The sequence below is a fragment of the Pigmentiphaga litoralis genome (assembly GCF_048632615.1).
GTDB classification, from domain to species: domain Bacteria; phylum Pseudomonadota; class Gammaproteobacteria; order Burkholderiales; family Burkholderiaceae_B; genus Pigmentiphaga; species Pigmentiphaga litoralis_B.
The window spans coordinates 1,028,318-1,045,628 of the sequence record NZ_CP184479.1; the positions used below are offsets into that span (position 1 = coordinate 1,028,318).

1 protein-coding gene (only partly in view) is annotated in these 17,311 nt (G+C 69.1%); it reads right to left on the reverse strand.

The window, feature by feature from the left end; genetic code table 11:
* Positions 1-17,311, reverse strand: partial view of a beta strand repeat-containing protein gene (locus tag ACNANG_RS04725; protein ID WP_420226203.1) — the 3' portion only. 15,080 nt of this gene lie beyond the right edge of the window; the window shows 17,311 of its 32,391 coding nt (coding positions 15,081-32,391); the start codon falls outside the window, past its right edge; it ends in the stop codon at positions 1-3.

Sequence of the window (17,311 nt, forward strand, 5' to 3'; positions counted from 1 at the left end):
TTACAGCACCAACGTTTCGTCCCAGTACTCGAACTGGTCGCTGCCGACGGAACCGACACCGGCCGCGGTCGGCTGGCTGGAGAGCGAACCGAGCAGATAGGCCTGCTCCAGTTGCTCGGCGGCCACCGGACCCAGCAGGCCCAGTTCGTCTTCGGCGTCCATGTCGGCCAGATCCACCTGCACCGTCGAGCCGTACAGCTGGCTCAGGTAGGCGCGGGTCGCTTCGCTGGTCGGCAACAGCGCCGACAGGCTGGGCGAGGAGAAGGCCGCGAAACTGCGGGCCGACACCGCGGACGACAGGCCGTCGGCCGCGATGCTGGCGGTGACGCCGTTCAGACCGCCCAGGTCGGGTTGCAGCGGCGAAGTCACGCGTTCCGGCGTGCCCAGGGCCACCAGCTGACGGTGCACCTGCGCGCCCTGGTACAGGTTGAACACCGTTTCGCCATTGGAGCCGCTGTCGCGCAGGACCAGTCCGCCCGGGGCATCGACGTCGATGCGGCTGGCTGCCACTTCGATCGCCGCCACCGCCGACTGACCGTTCTGCCACACCGGACCGTAGCCCCGCATCACCAGCGTGCCGGTGGTGACGTTGGGTGCGGTGCCGTTGCCGACGTCGCTGATGATGCCGCTGTTGCTGACCAGGATGACCGTTCCCGAGGCGCCGGTGTTCAGGCTGCCTAGGGTCAGGTTGTCCTGTGCGTGCATCGTGATCGACGCGCCGTTGGTCGTGAGCGACGTCGTGCCGCCCATGCTCAACACACCGGCCGAGTCGATGCTGATGCCGCCGGTCACCCCCGTCAGCTGGCCGACGCCTTGCAGCGCGACCTGGCTGCCGTGGACGTTGACCTGGCCGGCAGACAGCTTGGCCAGCGCGGACAGATCGACCGTGGCGGAACCGGAGGCCGGGGTGGCCTGGCCATTGACCGCGCTGCCGATGTCCACTGTCGAGAAGCCCTGCAGGTGCGACAGGGTATCGCCGGTGATCACCAGCGAGCCCGCCGCGCCGCTGCCGCCGATCACGATGTTGCCGTTCGGCGTGGCTGCGAACAGGGTCAGGTTGGCATCGCCCGAACTGGTCACGTTGCCCAGCAGGCTCAGCATGTTGGCCGAGATGACCAGATCGCCGCCGTTGCCCAGCTGGACCGTGCCCAGCATGACGGACGACGCGCCAACGATGCGCAGCGTGCCGCCATCGAGCGTCAGCAGGTCGTTGAACTGCACCGTGCCGGTGGCCTGGATCACGACGTCGCCGGTGACGTGCACCGACTTGTCGAAGACGACGTTGACCGCATCGGACACCTGCAGCGCGTTCAGTGCCGTACCGGCGCCGACCGTGCCGCCGAAGGTGACCGACCCGCCCTGGCCCGACAGCACCAGGGAGTCGGCTGCACCACCGGCCACGGCATCGACCGCGCCGCGGAAGGTGATGTCGCCGGCCTTGCCGCCCAGGCCGGCCGCGACCTGCACGGAACCATCGACCAGGAAGCGATCGTTGACGTCGACCGCGCCCTGCACCTGCAAGGTGGCGGCCGAGGCCGTCGTGCCGGTGCCGGAACCGAGGACCGTCAGGGCGCCGGCCGAGACCGTGCCTTGCAGGACCACCTGGCTGCCCGCGCCCGTGGCGTTGAGCACCAGCGGATCGGCGACCTGGACCGGATTGGTCACGCCGCTGACGCGGATGATTTCGTCCGCCGCGCCGCTGCCGATAACGATGGCCTGGAAGCCCGGCACCAGCGCGCCCAGTGCGGCGTTGCCGACATACAGCGCATCCGGATACGTGGCGGCCAGCGAAGCGTCGCCGACCACGATGTCGCGCGCCGGATCGGCCGGGCGGATCGTGAGCGTGCCGCCGGCGCTGGCAACCGGTGCGCCGATGTCGATGACGTTGCCCACCAGTTCGACGTCCTTGCCTTGTGCGTCGACCGGCTGGGTGATGAAGGCCGTGCCGAACTGCGAGGACACATTGGCCTGGCCTTGCGTGCTCAGCTTGCCGGCCAGCACGTCGCCCGCGCCGTTCAGCACGATGTTGCCCGTGCCCGACGCGATGTCGGCGCCGGCGGCCGCGGTGATCTTGCCGGTGCCGGTCGTTTCGATGCGGACACCGCCACTGCCGTTGGCCGAGATGGCGCCGTCGGCCGCGCCCGCGCCCGCGGTCAGCAGCACGTCGCCGCCGGCCTTGAGCACGATGCCGCCATTGCCTGCCGTGGTGCGCAGATCGCCCATGGCCGGCTCGGTCGTCACCGACGATGCACCTGCCTTCTGCACCGTCACTGCCACGTCGCCGACCGTCACACCGTCGAACTCGTTCAGGAAGATGCCGCCCGAGGTCGCGCGTGCCGAGACGGTGTCGACACGCGTGTCGAACAGGTCGGACGCGCTGCCGACGCCCACGCCCGCCACCAGGCGCAGGCCCGATGCCGTGACATTCACGTAGGTGTCGCCGCCGTCGATGATCGATCCGGCCGTGGCAGTCAGGCCGACGTTGCCGGCGGTGGTGATGCCACCCACGGTCACGTTGCCCGCCGCGACGACGCGGATGTCGCTGGCCGCGCTGAACAGGCTGCTTGCGGCCTGCGTCACGTCGCCCGTCGATGCTTCGACGTCGACCGTGCCCGCGCCTGCCGTGGTGATGCCAGCGTTGGCGTTGAACAGGACCGAACCGCCGCCGAGCACCGACACGTTGCCGGAGCCCGAGGTGATGCCGGCATTGGCGACCACGTTGCCCGCCAGGGCCTGCACCAGGATGCTGCCGCTGCCGTTGGCGTCGATCGCCAGCCCATCCGCAGGCGCCGTACCGTCGTTCAGCACGAGGTCGCCCGTGGTCGTGCCCAGCACGATGCTGCCGTTGGCCGAGGTACGGACGTCGGACATCGCGCCGTCGGTCACCAGGCGGGTTGCGCCCGCCTCGGTCACGCGGTTGACCGCGGTGACAACGGTGCCGATCGTCAGGCCATCGCTGTCCTGGACGAAGACGCCGCCCGCGCCCGCGCGGGCGCTGAGCGTGCCCACGGTGGTATCCAGCGTGTCGAGCGCGTTGCCCACCGCATTGCCGGCGGCCAGGCGCAGACCCGCTGCCACGACGTTGGTGTAGCGATCGCCACCGTCGAGGATCGAACCGCCTGCCGTGACCGACACGCTGCCGGTCGTGGCCACGCCACCGATCGTGATGTTGCCCGCCGCCGCCAGCTGGATGTCGCCGGTGGCGGACACCAGGCTGCCTGCCGACTGGACAATGCTGCCCGTGGCGGCATTCAGGTCGACGGTGCCGGCGCCCGTGGTGCGGACGTCGGCAGTGCCTGCCAGGGTGATGGCGTTGGCGGCCAGCACCGAGATGTTGCCCGTGCCTGCCACGATGTCGGCGTTGGCAATGACGCTGCCAGTCTTGGCCGACAGCAGGACGTTGCCTGCGCCGTTCGCGCCGATGGCGCCGTCGTTCACGGTGGTGACCCCGTCCTGCAGCACGAGGTCGCCTGCGTTCGTGGTCAGCACGATGTTGCCGTTGCCGGACGTCGTGATGAGGTCCGATTGCAGGGCCCCCGCGACCGTGGTGGTGGCGGCATTAGTGCCGACACGTTGCACCGTCGCGGCGACGTCGCCAACGGTCAGGCCGTCGGTTTCGGTCAGGTAGATACCATTGCTGGCCCGTGCGCTCAGCACGTTGACCGTGGTTTCGAGATGGTTGACGGTGTCACCGATGCCGGCGCCAGCGTTCAAACGCAGCCCGTTTGCCGTGATGTCGACAAGCGCGTCGTTCACGCCGTTGGCCAGCGCATCGGCATCGACGATCGCGCCGCCGGTGGCCGTGATCGACACGTTGCCCGCGGTGGCGATCGTGCCCACCGTGACGGACTGCGCGGCCGACAGGCGGATGTCGCCGGTCGACACGAACTGGCTGCCCGTCGACTGCACGATGCTGCCGGAAGCGGCTTCGACGTCGATCGTGCCCGCGCTGCGCAGGTCGGCCGTGCCATTGAAGGCCACCGTGTTCGCGGCCAGCACCGTCAGGTGACCGGTGGCGGACGCGATGTCGGCGTTGGCGATGACGTCACCGCCCAGCGCCAGGACCAGGACGTTGCCCGATCCGTTGGCCGAGAGCGCCGTGTCATCCGCCGTGGCCGCGCCGTCGGTCAGCACGATGGTGCCGCCGGTCGTGATCACGATGTTGCCGTTGCCGGCGGTCGTGCGCACATCCGACTGCGCCGCGTCGGTCGTGGCCGTGGTGGCGGCATTGCTGCCGACACGCTGCACGGTCACGCCCACGTCGCCGATAACGAGGTTGTCGCTTTCCTTCAGGTAGATGCCGCCGGCGTTCGCACGTGCCGTTAGCGTATTGACCGTGAGGTCCAGATGGTTGACGGCGTCACCAATGCCGTTACCGGCATTCAGGCGCAAGCCGTTGGCGGTGATGTCGATGTTGGTGTCGTTGACCGTGCTGGCCAGGCCATCGGCATCGACGATCGAGCCGGTGATGGCCGTGATCGACACGTTGCCCGACGTGGCGATGTTGCCCACGGTGACGTTCGTCGCGGCCAGCAGACGGATGTCGCTGACCGACGTGAAGAGGCTGGTGGCCGATTGCACGATGGCATTGGCTTCGACGTCGATACTGCCCGTAGTACGCACATCCGCCGTACCCGTCAAGACGACAGCGCCAGCTGCCTGCACCGTAACGGCGCCCGCGCCCGACACGATGTCGGCGTTGGCAACCGCATCGCCGCCCAGCGCCAGGACCAGGACGTTGCCCGAGCCGTTTGCCGCCACCGAGATGTCATCCGCCGTGGCCGTGCCGTCGGTCAGCACGATGCTGCCACCCGCGGTCAGCACGATGTTGCCGTTGCCGGCGATCGTGCGGACATCGGACTGCAGGGCATCGATGGTCGTCGTGGTGCCGGCGTTCGTGCCGACACGTTGGACCGTGACGCCCACGTCGCCGATCATCAGGTCGTCGGTTTCCGACAGGTACACGCCGCCCGCCGTGGCACGCGCGGTCAGGGTACCGACCGTCGTGTCCAGATGGTTGACGCTGTCACCGATACCCATGCCGGCCACCAGGCGCAGCCCTGCCGCCGTGATGTCGATGTTGCGGTCGTTCGCGCCACCCGCCAGGCCGTCGGCATCCAGGATGGACCCGGCGATCGCGGTCAGGGACACGTTGGCGCTGCTGACGATGTTGCCCACCGTTACGTTCTGCGCAGCCAGCAGACGAATGTCGCTGTTCGTGCTGAACACGCTGGTGGTGGACTGCGTGATGTTGCCCGTCGCGGCCTCGACGTTGATCGTGCCCGCGCCGGAACTGCGGAGGTCCGCGGTGCCCGCGAAGGTGACCGACCCGCCGGCCAGCAAAGTGACATGACCCGAGAGCGAGGCCACGTCGGCGTTGGCGGCAATGTCGCCGCCCAGCGACAGGATCAGGACGTTGCCCGACCCGTTGGCCGCGACCGCCAGGTCGTCCGCTGCTGCCGTACCGTCGGTCAGCACGATGCTGCCGCCCGCCTGCAGAACGATGTTGCCGTTGCCGGCGGTCGTCAGCAGGTCGGATTGCACGGCGTCGATCACCGCGCTTACGCTGGCATCGCTGCCCACGCGCTGCACGATGGCGCCGACGTCACCGACGACCAGGCCGTCGGATTCGGACAGGTACATGCCACCCGCCCCGGCACGTGCACTGAGCGTGCCCGCGGTCGTTTCCAGATGGTTGACTGCGTCGGCGATGCCCGTGCCGGCATTCAGGCGCAGGCCCGATGCCGTAATGTTCACGACCGTATCGTTGACACCGCCAACGATCGCGTCGGCATCGAGGATGGAGCCGGACGTTGCCGTGATCGACACGTTGCCACCGGTCGCGATGCGGCCGACCGTGACGTTGGCCGCAGCCAGCAGGCGGATGTCGCCCATGCCCGAGGTGAAGAGGCTGCTGGTGGACTGCGCGATGCCGCCCGTTGCCGCCTGCAGGTCGATCGTGCCCAACGTGCGGATGTCCGCGGTGCCCGCAAAGGCGACCGAGTTCGCGCCCAGCACGGTGATGTGACCCGTGCCGGACACGAGGTCGGCATTGGCCAGCACATTGCCCGCCAGCGTCAGGACCAGGATATTGCCCGAGCCATTGGCCGACACGGCAATGTCGTCGGCCGTGGCCGTGCCGTCGTTCAGCACGATGTCGCCCGTGGCGCTGGCCAGGACGATGTGGCCGTTGCCCGCCGTTGTGCGGATGTCTGACTGGATGGCATCGACCGTCGTGGTCACGCCGGCATCGCTGCCCACGCGCTGCACGGTCACGCCCACGTCGCCCACCGCCAGACCGTCGGTTTCCTTCAGGTAGATACCACCCGCCGTGGCACGCGCGGTCAGGGTTGCGACCGTCGTGTCAAGGTGATTCACCGCGCCGCCGATGCCCGAGCCCGCCACCATGCGCAGGCCAGCCGCCACGATGTCGGCGCTGCCGTCGTTCACGCCGTTCACCAACGCGTCGGCATCCAGGATGGAGCCGGCGGTGGCGACGATCGATACGTTGGCCGTGCTGCTGACCAGGCCGAGCGTGATGTCTTGCGCGGCCAGCAGGCGGATGTCGCCGTTGGCGCTGAAGACGCCGGTGGCGGCCTGGGTGATGCTGCCCGTGCCCGCTTCGATGTCCAGCGTGCCCGCACCCGAGGTACGGATGTCGGCGGTGCCGGTGAAGATGACCGCGTTGGCGGCCAGCACGGTGATGTGGCCGGTGTCCGAGGCGATATCGGCCTGGCCGATCACGTCCGTACCGGCGCCCGCTGCCTGGATCAGGATGTTGCCCGAACCATTCGCGGCGATCGCGACGTCGTCGGCCGTTGCTGTGCCGTCGGTCAGGACGAGGTTGCCGGCCGCCGACCGCAGCACGATGTTGCCGTTGCCGGCGGTCGTGCGGATGTCGGATTGGGTGGCGTCGGTCGTTGCGGCAAGCGACGCATCGCGGCCGACACGCTGGATGGTCACGCTCACGTCGCCGACGGTCAGACCGTCGGTTTCATTCACGTAGATGCCGCCCGAGGTGGCGCGTGCGGTCAGCGTCGCTACCGTGGTGTCCAGGTGGTTGACGCTGGCGCCGATACCCGTGCCGGCGTTCAGACGCAGGCCAGCCGCAATCACGTCGACGTCGCCGTCGTTGGCGCCATCGACCAGGCTGTCCGCATCGAGGATCGAACCCGCGGTGGCAGTGATCGACACGTTGCCGATCGTCGATGCCAGGCCGATCGTCACGTCCTGTGCGGCAAGCAGGCGGATATCGCCTGCCGCGCCAATGACGCTGGCGGTGGACTGCACGATGCTGCCCGTGCCCGCTTCGATGGCTATCGTGCCCGCGCCCGAGGTGCGCACGTCGGCCGTGTTGGCCAGCACGACCGATCCCGCGCCCAGGATCGTGATGTGGCCGCTGCCCGACAGGATGTCGGCATTGGCCGTGACGCCCGAATTCGCGCCCAGGGTCAGGATCAGCACATTGCCCGAACCGTTGGCAGACACGGCGGTGTCGTCGGCCGTGGCGGCGCCGTCGTTCAGCACGATGTTGCCCGCGCCCGTCGACAGCACGATGTTGCCGTTGCCCGCGGTGGTCACGATGTCGGACTGGACCGCATCCGACACGGCGGCCGTGCCGCCCGCGCTGTTCACACGCTGAACGGTCACGGTCACGTCGCCCACGATCAGGTCGTCGCTTTCCGAGACGTAGATGCCGCCCGCCGTGGCCCGCGCGGTCAAGGTGCCGACCGCGGTGTCCAGGTGGTTGACGCTGGCGCCGATCCCCGCGCCGGCATTCACGCGCAGCCCTGCCGCGACGACGTCGACACGGGTGTCGTCCGCGCCGTTCAGCGCCGGGTCGGCGTCGATGACCGAGCCGGCCGTGGCGGTGATGGCCACATTGGCCAACGTTGCGATCGTGCCAACCGTGACGTCGATCGCGGCCTGCAGGCGGATATCGCCCGTGGCGGTCGTGAACTGGCTTTCCGTGGACTGGGTGATGCTGCCCGTGCCCGCCAGCACGTCGATGCTGCCCGCACCCGCGGTGCGCAGGTCGGCCGTGCCGGTGAAGGTGACCGAGGCCGCGGCCAGTACGCTCAGGCTGCCGGTACCGGACACCAGGTCGGCGCCAGCAATCACGCTGGTGCCCGCGCCCAGGGCCTGGACCAGGACATTGCCCGAACCATGGGCCGCGATTGCGATGTCGTCGGCGACCGCCGTGCCGTCGGTCAGCACGATGCTGCCGTTGGCGGTGGTCAGCACGATAGTGCCGTTGCCTGCCGTGGTGATGACGTCGGACTGGACGGTGTCGATGACCGCGGTCAGGCCGGCGTCGCTGCCGACGCGCTGGACGGTCGTGCCCACGTCGCCGATGGTCAGGCCATCGGTTTCGGACACATACACGCCGCCCGAGGTGGCGCGCGCGGTCAAGGTGCCGACCGTCGTGTCCAGATGGTTGACGCTGTCACCGATACCCAGGCCGGCCACCAGACGCAGGCCCGCCGCAACGATGTCGACATTGACGTCGTTCGCGCCGCCCGCCAGGGCGTCGGCATCCAGGATGGAGCCGCCGCTTGCCGTGATCGATACGTTGGCGGTCGTCGTGACCAGACCCACGGTTACATTCTGGGCCGCCGCAAGACGGATGTCGCTGGCCGCCAGGAAGATGCTGGCGGTGGACTGGGTGATGCTGCCCGCGCCGGCTTCGACGTCGAGCGTGCCGGCCCCCGCGGTGCGCAGGTCGGCCGTGCCGGTGAAGGTGACCGAACCGGCCGCCAGCACCGTGATGTGGCCGGTGCCAGACACGATGTCGGCATTCGCCGTCACGTTGGCGCCCGTGCCGCCCGCCAGGACCTGCACATTGCCCGCGCCATCGGCCGAGATGGCGATGCCGTCGGCCAGCGCGGCGCCGTCGTTCAGCACGATGCTGCCCGCGCGAGTCGTCAGCACGATGTTGCCGTTGCCGGCGACGGTGCGCACATCCGATTGCGCGGCGTCGGTGGTGGCGGTGAACGTGCCATCGGTGGCCACGCGCTGGATGGTGACCGCGACGTCGCCGACGATGAGGTCGTCGGACTCGGTCACGTACACGCCGCCAGCACCGGCACGCGCGGTCAGCGTGCCGACCGTGGTATCCAGATGGTTGACGTTGGCACCGATACCCGTGCCGGCGTTCAGGCGCAGGCCGGCGGCGATCACATCGGCGTCGGCGTCGTTGACGCCGGCAACCGATGCATCCGCATCCAGAATGGAACCGGCCGTGGCCGTGATCGACACGTTGGCCAGCGTCGTCACGCGACCGACGGTCACGTCCTGCGCAGCCAGCAGGCGGATGTCGCTGGCCGCGCTGAACACGCTGCCGGCCGACTGGCCGATGCTGCCCGTGCCGGCTTCCACGTCGATCGTGCCCGCGCCCGAGGTGCGCAGATCGGCCGTGCCGGTAAAGGCAACCGATGCCGCGCCGAGCACCGTGAGGTGACCGGTGCCGGACACGATATCCGCGTTGGCGATGAGGCCCGTATTGGCGCCCAGCGTCAGGATCAGGACGCTGCCCGAACCATTGGCTGCCACCGCGATGTCGTCCGCCGCGGCCGTGCCGTCGTTCAGCACGATATTGCCCGCCTGCGTGACTAGGGCGATGTTGCCGTTGCCCGCCGTAGTGACGACATCCGACTGGACGGCGTCAATGGTCGCCGTCAGGCCGGCGTCGCGGCCGACGCGCTGGATGGTGACCCCCACGTCCCCGACGGTCAGGCCGTCGGTTTCGCGCAGATGGATGCCGCCCGAGGTCGCCCGTGCCGACACCGTGCCGACCGTGGTCTCCAGGAAGTTGACCGCGGCGCCCACACCCGCGCCTGCGTTCAGGCGCAGGCCAAGTGCGGCAATGTCGAGACTGGAATCGTTGGCGCCGCCCACCAGCGCGTCGGCGTCGAGAATCGAACCGGCGGTTGCCGTGATCGAGACATTGGCCGCCGAACTGATGAGCCCCACCACCACGTCTTGCGCGGCGAGCAGGCGGATGTCGCCCGCGGCACTGAACACACTGCCCACGGCCTGGGTAATGCTGCCCAGACCGGCTTCGACGTCGATCGTGCCCGCGCCCGCGGTCCGCAGGTCGGCCGTGCCGGTGAAGACGGCGGCATTGGCCGCGAGGATGGTGAGGTGGCCAGTGCCGGAGACGATGTCGGCATTGGCCGTCACATCGCCGCCGGCGCCCAAAGCCAGGATCAGGATGCGGCCCGATCCATGGGCCGCGACCGAGACGTCGTCGGCCGAGGCCGAGCCGTCATTCAGCACGATGCCGCCGGCACCGCTCACCAGCACGATGTTGCCGTTGCCCGCGGTGGTGACGATGTCCGATTGCAGGGCGTCGAGCGTGGCCGTGACGGCGCCGCTCATGCCCACGCGCTGGACGGTCACGCTGACGTCCCCGACGGTCAGGCCGTCGGTTTCGGTCACGTACACGCCACCCGCGGCGGCGCGTGCCGTTAAGGTACCGACAGTCGTTTCCAGATGGTTGAGCGCGTCACCGATGCCCACGCCTGCCTGCATGCGCAGACCGGACGCAACGATGTCGAGGTTGCCGTCATCGGCGCCCGCCACCAGCGGATCGGCGTCAAGGATGGCGCCGGCCGTGGCGGTGACCGACACATTGGCGGACGTCGTGATGCGGCCCACCGTGACGTTCAGGGCGGCCAGCAGACGGATGTCGCTGGCGCTGCTGAACACGCTGGTCGTCGATTGCGTGATGCTGCCCGCGGCCGCTTCGACGTTGATGCTGCCGCTGGTGGTGATGTCGGCCGTCAGGTTGAAGGCGACCGAACCGCCTGCCAGCACGGACACGTTGCCGCCTGCCGACGTGACGTCGGCGTTGGCGATGATCGTGCCCGTGGCCGACAGCGTCTGCAGCAGGACGTTGCCGCCCGCCGACGCCACGGCCGTGTCGTCGGCCGTGGCGGTGCCGTCGTTCAGCACCAGATTGCCGGTGGCCGTGCGCAGCACGATGTGGCCGGTGGCTCCGCCCGAGCGGATATCGGACTGGGCGGCATCGGTGACCGCAGCGATCGCGCCCGAGCTCAGGACACGGTTGACGGTCACTGTCACGTCGCCAACGGTCAGGCCGTCGGTTTCGAGCAGGTACACGCCACCGGCCGAGGCGCGTGCGCTGAGCGTGCCGACCGTGGTTTCCAGATGGTTGACGCTGTCACCGATGGCCACCGCTGCATTCAGGCGCAGGCCCGATGCCACGATGTCGGCGCCCGCATCGTTCAGACCGCCGACCAGCGCGTCGGCATCCAGAATGGACGCCGTGGACGACGTGATGGAGACGTTGCCGCCGGTGATGACGTCACCGACCGTGACGTTGCCGCTGCCCAGCAGACGGATGTCGCCCGTGCCGGTCGTGAAGACCGAGGTGGCGCTCATGGCCACCACGCCGTTGGCCGCGACCACGTCGATCGTGCCGGCGCCGCCGGTGCGCAGATCCGCGCCCGCCGAGGCCGTCAGGCTGACGCCGGCCAGGACCGTCATGTTGCCGCTTGCCGACAGGATGTCGGCATTGAGCAGGACCCCGCCTGCCGTGGACAGCAAGACGTTGCCGCTGCCGTGCGCGTCGATGCCGACGCCATTGGTGTCGCCATCGTTGATCGTGACCGTGCCCGGCGCGGCGCCATTGACGCCAGCCGTGATCGCGATGTTGCCGTTGCCGGCCGTGGTGCGGATGTCGAACAGACCGCTGTCCGTCACGGTGGTCAAGCCACCCGCCGTGCCGACCCGCCCCACGCTGACCGACGGGCCGCCACTGCTCAGGCCGTCCCATTCGGTCAGGTAGATGCCGCCCGACGTAGCGCGTGCGGCAAGGCTGGCGATTTGCGTTTCGATCTGGTTGACGCTGTCACCGATACCGACACCGGCCACCAGGCGTGCGCCGGAAGCCTGGATATCGATGGCGCTGTCGTTCGGCCCGCCCACTGGCGCATCGGCGTCGATGATCGAGCCCGCCGTGGCGGTGACCGACACGTTGCCGGACGCGATCAGCGAGCCGATCGTGACGTCCTGGGCAGCGAGCAGGCGCACTGCGCTGCCCGATGCGATGCTGGTCGACGACTGCGTGATGCTGCCGGTCGTGGCTTCCAGATCCACGGTGCTCGAGGTGGTCACATCGGCATTGGCAGCGAAGCGCAGCGCGCCCGCGGCAACCATGCTGATGCGGCCCGTGGCCGCGGCGATGTCCGCATTGGCCAGCGCATCGATGCTGCTGCCTGCGCCCGTGGCCTGCAGCAGGATGTTGCCAGTGCCGGCTGCCTGGACGGCCATGCCGTCGGCGTCCGAGCCTTGCGTCAGCGTGATGCTGCCCCCGGCGACCAGCACGATGTGCGCCGCGCCGGTCAGCGTGCGCAGATCGGACAACACGCTGTCGTTGACGGCGCCGGCGCTGGCGCCTGCCGTCACGCGCTGGACCGCCACCGTCACGTCGCCAATGGTGATGCCATCGGCTTCCTGCAGGAAGAGGCCGCCCGTTGCGCGCGCGCCCAGGGTCGCCACCTGCAGGTCGAGTGCATTGGCCGTACTGCCTATCGTGGCGCCCGACACCATGCGCAGGCCGCTTGCGATCACGTCCACGCTGCTGTCGTTCACGCCGCCGACCAGGGCATCGGCATCAAGGATGCTGCCCGTGGTGGCGATCAGGCTGACGTTGCCGCCCGTCGATGCCAGGCCGAGGGTGATGCTGCCTTCCGCCTGCATGCGGATGTCGCCAGTGGCCGCCGTGGCGCGCGCCGAGGCGGCCTGGACGATGTTGCCCGTGACGGCCAACACTTCCAGCGTACCCGTGCCGCCCGTGCTGACATTGGCGTCGGCGTTCTGGGTCACGGTGCCCGCGGCGGTCAGGCTGATGTTGCCGCTGCCGCTCTGGACCGACGCATTCAAGGTCACGCTGCCGGCACTGGCCTGCAGCAGTACATTGCCCGCGCCATTGGCGTCCAGACCTGGCGTGCCGGCCGTGCCGGCCTGGATCACGAGGTTGCCCGTATTGCTCAGCAGCACGATGCTGCCGTTGGCGGTCGTGGCCAGGTCTTCCTGCGCGCCGGGCGCCGTTGCCGTGGCGACTGCCGCGGTATCGATGTGATTGACGCTGACCGAGACACGGTCCACCGTCAGTCCATCCGTTTCATTCAAGAAGATGCCGCCCGCACCGGCGCGTGCCGACAGGGTCGTCACGGTCGTTTCGAGCAGGTTGCCCGCGGCGCCGATACCCGTTGCCGCCGACAGCTTCAGGCCAGCTGCGGTCACGTCCACTTCGGTGTCGCCCGCCGCATCGCCATCGGTGATGGAACCCGCGGTGGCAACCAGGCTGACGCTGCCCGTGCCGGCAGTGATCGTCTCGATGACGATGTTATTGCCGGCCGTGAAGGCAATGTTGCCGCCATTGGTGGTGGTACCGAAGCCTTGCGCCTGCGTGATGTCGCGGCCCGCGATCTGTTCGATCGTGGCGGCGGCGGCCGAAGCCACCACATTGCCGCCCTGCACGATGTCGCGGCCGGCCAGCAGCGTGATGCTGCCGGTGGTGGCCAGGATGCGGGCTTCGATGAGGATGTCCGAAGCCGCGCCGCCGGCCTGCAGCAGCAGGTTGCCCGCCGAGCTTGCGCCCAGCGTGCCGGCATCGACGTCGCCCTCACGCACCGTGATGGAACCGGCCGTGGTGGTCAGGACCGCCGCACCGCCCGAGATCAGGTCGGATTGGATGGCGTCGGTGGCCGGCGTTCCGGACAGCGCGCCCGACGTCAGCACCCGGTTGACGGCGATCGCCGCCGTCTCGCCGATGGCGATGGCAGTCGATTCCGTCAGGAACATGGCCGCCGTACCCGAGTTCGCGCTGATCAGCGCGACTTCGGTTTCCAGGGCGTTGTTGCCGGCGGCGATACCCGCCGTGGCGTTCAGACGCAGCGAGCTGGCGTACACGTCCACGGCATTGGCCGTGGCTTCGGTCGCGTTGTCGACGATGCTGGCGCCGGAGAGGCTGACCGCGCCCCACCCTGCCTGGCCCGTCAACGCGTTGCCCGCGCGATCGGCGGCCGTCCGTGCATCCAGCACGCCGACCGTGACCACGCCCGCACCCGACACGCGGATATTGCCGCCTGCCGTCTGCATGAGCGCGCCGTCGGCCATCACGATGTTGCCGCCCGACTGGACGTCGAGCGTGCCCGTGCCCGCGGTAACGAGGTTGGCGCCGGCCGCTTGCAGAATGGCCCCGCCAGCGATCACGCTGAGGTTGCCCGTGCCGGATTGCGCCGTGGCATTCAGCGTCAGGGACCCGGCGGTGGCTTGCAGCAGCAGGTTGCCCGTGCCATCGACGTCCACGCCCAGGGACCCTGCCGTACCGGCCTGGACCACCAGGTTGCCCGTGTTCGTGACAAGCACGACGTTGCCGTTGCCGGCCGTCGCCAGGTCTTCCTGCGCGCTGGCGGCGGTTGCCGTGGCGATGCCGGCGGCGTCTACCCGGTTGACGACGACCGACACGCTGTCGACCGTTACGCCATCCGTTTCATTCAAGAAGATGCCGCCCGCACCGGCGCGTGCCGACAGGGTCGTCACGGTCGTTTCGAGCAGGTTGCCCGCGGCGCCGATACCCGTTGCCGCCGACAGCTTCAGGCCAGCTGCGGTCACGTCCACTTCGGTGTCGCCCGCCGCATCGCCATCGGTGATGGAACCCGCGGTGGCAACCAGGCTGACGCTGCCCGTGCCGGCAGTGATCGTCTCGATGACGATGTTATTGCCGGCCGTGAAGGCAATGTTGCCGCCATTGGTGGTGGTACCGAAGCCTTGCGCCTGCGTGATGTCGCGGCCCGCGATCTGTTCGATCGTGGCGGCGGCGGCCGAAGCCACCACATTGCCGCCCTGCACGATGTCGCGGCCGGCCAGCAGCGTGATGCTGCCGGTGGTGGCCAGGATGCGGGCTTCGATGAGGATGTCCGAAGCCGCGCCGCCGGCCTGCAGCAGCAGGTTGCCCGCCGAGCTTGCGCCCAGCGTGCCGGCATCGACGTCGCCCTCACGCACCGTGATGGAACCGGCCGTGGTGGTCAGGACCGCCGCACCGCCCGAGATCAGGTCGGATTGCGTGGCGTCGGTCGAACCGGTCGTACTCGTCGCGCCGGTGGTCACCACGCGATTGACGGCGATCGCCGCCGTCTCGCCGATGGCGACGTCCGTCGATTCGGTCAGGAACAGCGCGCCGGTCCCCGAATTCGCGCTCAGCAGCAAGACCTCGGTTTCAAGGGCGTTGTTGCTGGCGGCGATACCCGCCGTGGCGTTCAGACGCAGCGAGCTGGCATACACGTCCACGGCATTGGCCGTGGCTTCGGTCGCGTTGTCGACGATGCTGGCGCCCGAGAGGCTGACCGCGCCCCAGGTAGCCTGACCCGTCAGTGCATTGCCCGCGCGATCGGCAGCCGTCCGTGCATCCAGCACGCCAACCGTGACCACGCCCGCACCCGACACGCGAATGTTGCCGCCTGCCGTCTGCATGACCGTGGCATCGGCCATGGTGATGGCGCCGCCCGATTGCACGTCGATGGTGCCCGCACCCGCGGTCACCAGGTTCGCACCCGCGTTCTGCGCAATGGCGCCCTGCGCGACCAGGCTCAGGGAACCCGTATCGCTGCGCACGCCAGCGTTCAGCGTGATCGTGCCCGGCACCGCGACCCAATTCGCGCCCAGCAGCACATTGCCGCTGCCGTTGGCCGAGATGGCCTGGCTCACGAGCAGATTGCCCGCGTGGGTGTTGCCGTTCGTGATGACGATGTTGCCGTTGCCGCCCGTGGTCGTCACGCCGGCCAGCGCGGTGTCGCCACCGGCAAAGACAGCGGACGCACCTGTGGCGTCGACGCGGTTGATCGATACCGCAGCGTTGCTGCCGATCTCCAGTCCGTTGGCTTCCGCAACATAGATGCCGCCGTTGGCGGCCGTGGCGCTCAGCACGCCAATGGACGTTTCGATAATGTTGGCTGCCGTCCCGAAGGACACGCCGGCCTGCACGCGCAGGCTGCCCGCCGTCACGTTCACGGTCTGCGCGGCGCCATCGGCGTCGGCATCGGTGATCGCACCGGCGGCCTTGAGGCTGACCGCGCCGCTGCTGACGCTGCCGGTGGTGACCGAACCCAGCACGATGCCGCCGCCCGCTGCATCCAGACGGATGTTGCCGACGTTGCTCAGGATGCGCGATGCGGCATCGAGCGTGATGCCGTCATCGGCCGCCAGTTCGATCGTCATGCCCGCGGCCTGGGTCTGGACCCGGCCGCCACTGCCCACGACAATGCCGTCGGCCGATGACAAGGAGATGTTGCCCGCGGTCGACGTGACGTCGGCGCGCAGGTCCAGCGTCGCAACCGTGCCTTCGACGGTTTCGCCGCTGCGCAGGCGGATATTGCCTGCGGTCCCCGTGCTGCGGACCGGACCTTCGACCACGAGCGCGCCGTTCAGCGTCTCGATCGAAATGGCCCTGCCCGTGCCGGCGGCTTCGATGGACTGTGTGCCGGACGTGGTCAGCCGCAGGCCGGTGGCCTCGCGAATGAATACACCGCCGGTGGCAAGGTTGCTGCCGTTGGTGATGTTGCTGGCGCTCAATTGCGCGACGCGGGTCTGCAGCGCCAGTGCGCTCGTGCCCACGCCTGTCACCGCCGACAGACGCAGCACTGCCGTGTCGCCGTCGATGTTGGGCGTATCGCCCGTCAGGTTGTCGGTGATGCCGCCCGTCGTGGCGGTCAGGCTGATCGAGCCGCCCGCCTGGATCTGGCTGAGCGCGATCGACGTGCCACTCATGACGACGGCGCCGCTGTTGCCCGCGTTGAGCGAGCTGATCAGACGGCCATCAACCATGGTGATGGCGCCGCCCGCGCTGACCGTGACGACACCGCCAGCCGTGACCACGTCACTGCCGAGGGTGACCGCGCCGTTGGCCGTGAGGGTGACCGCACCGCCAGTGGTCGTGATCGGGCTGCTGCTGCCAACCGTGATTGCGGCGCTGCTCGTGAGCGTGATGGCGCCGGTCGTGGTGCTTAGCGCCTTGTTGTCCACGATGGCGCCGCCCACGGCTGCGAGCGTCAGGCTGCCCGAGCCCACGATGCTGATGCCCGTGCCGGCCGCATCGACCGAGATCGTGCCGTTCAGCGTGCTGACCGTGATGTTGCCCGAGTTGTCGGCGTTCGTCTGCGACAGCGACAGGATGTTGAGGTTGCCCCCGACCGCCGTCTCGCCGATCAGGATGTCGCCCATCGCGCCGGTGTTGGTCGCCGATACCGAGACGACCTCGGTGGCGCCCAGGGTGATGCCAGTG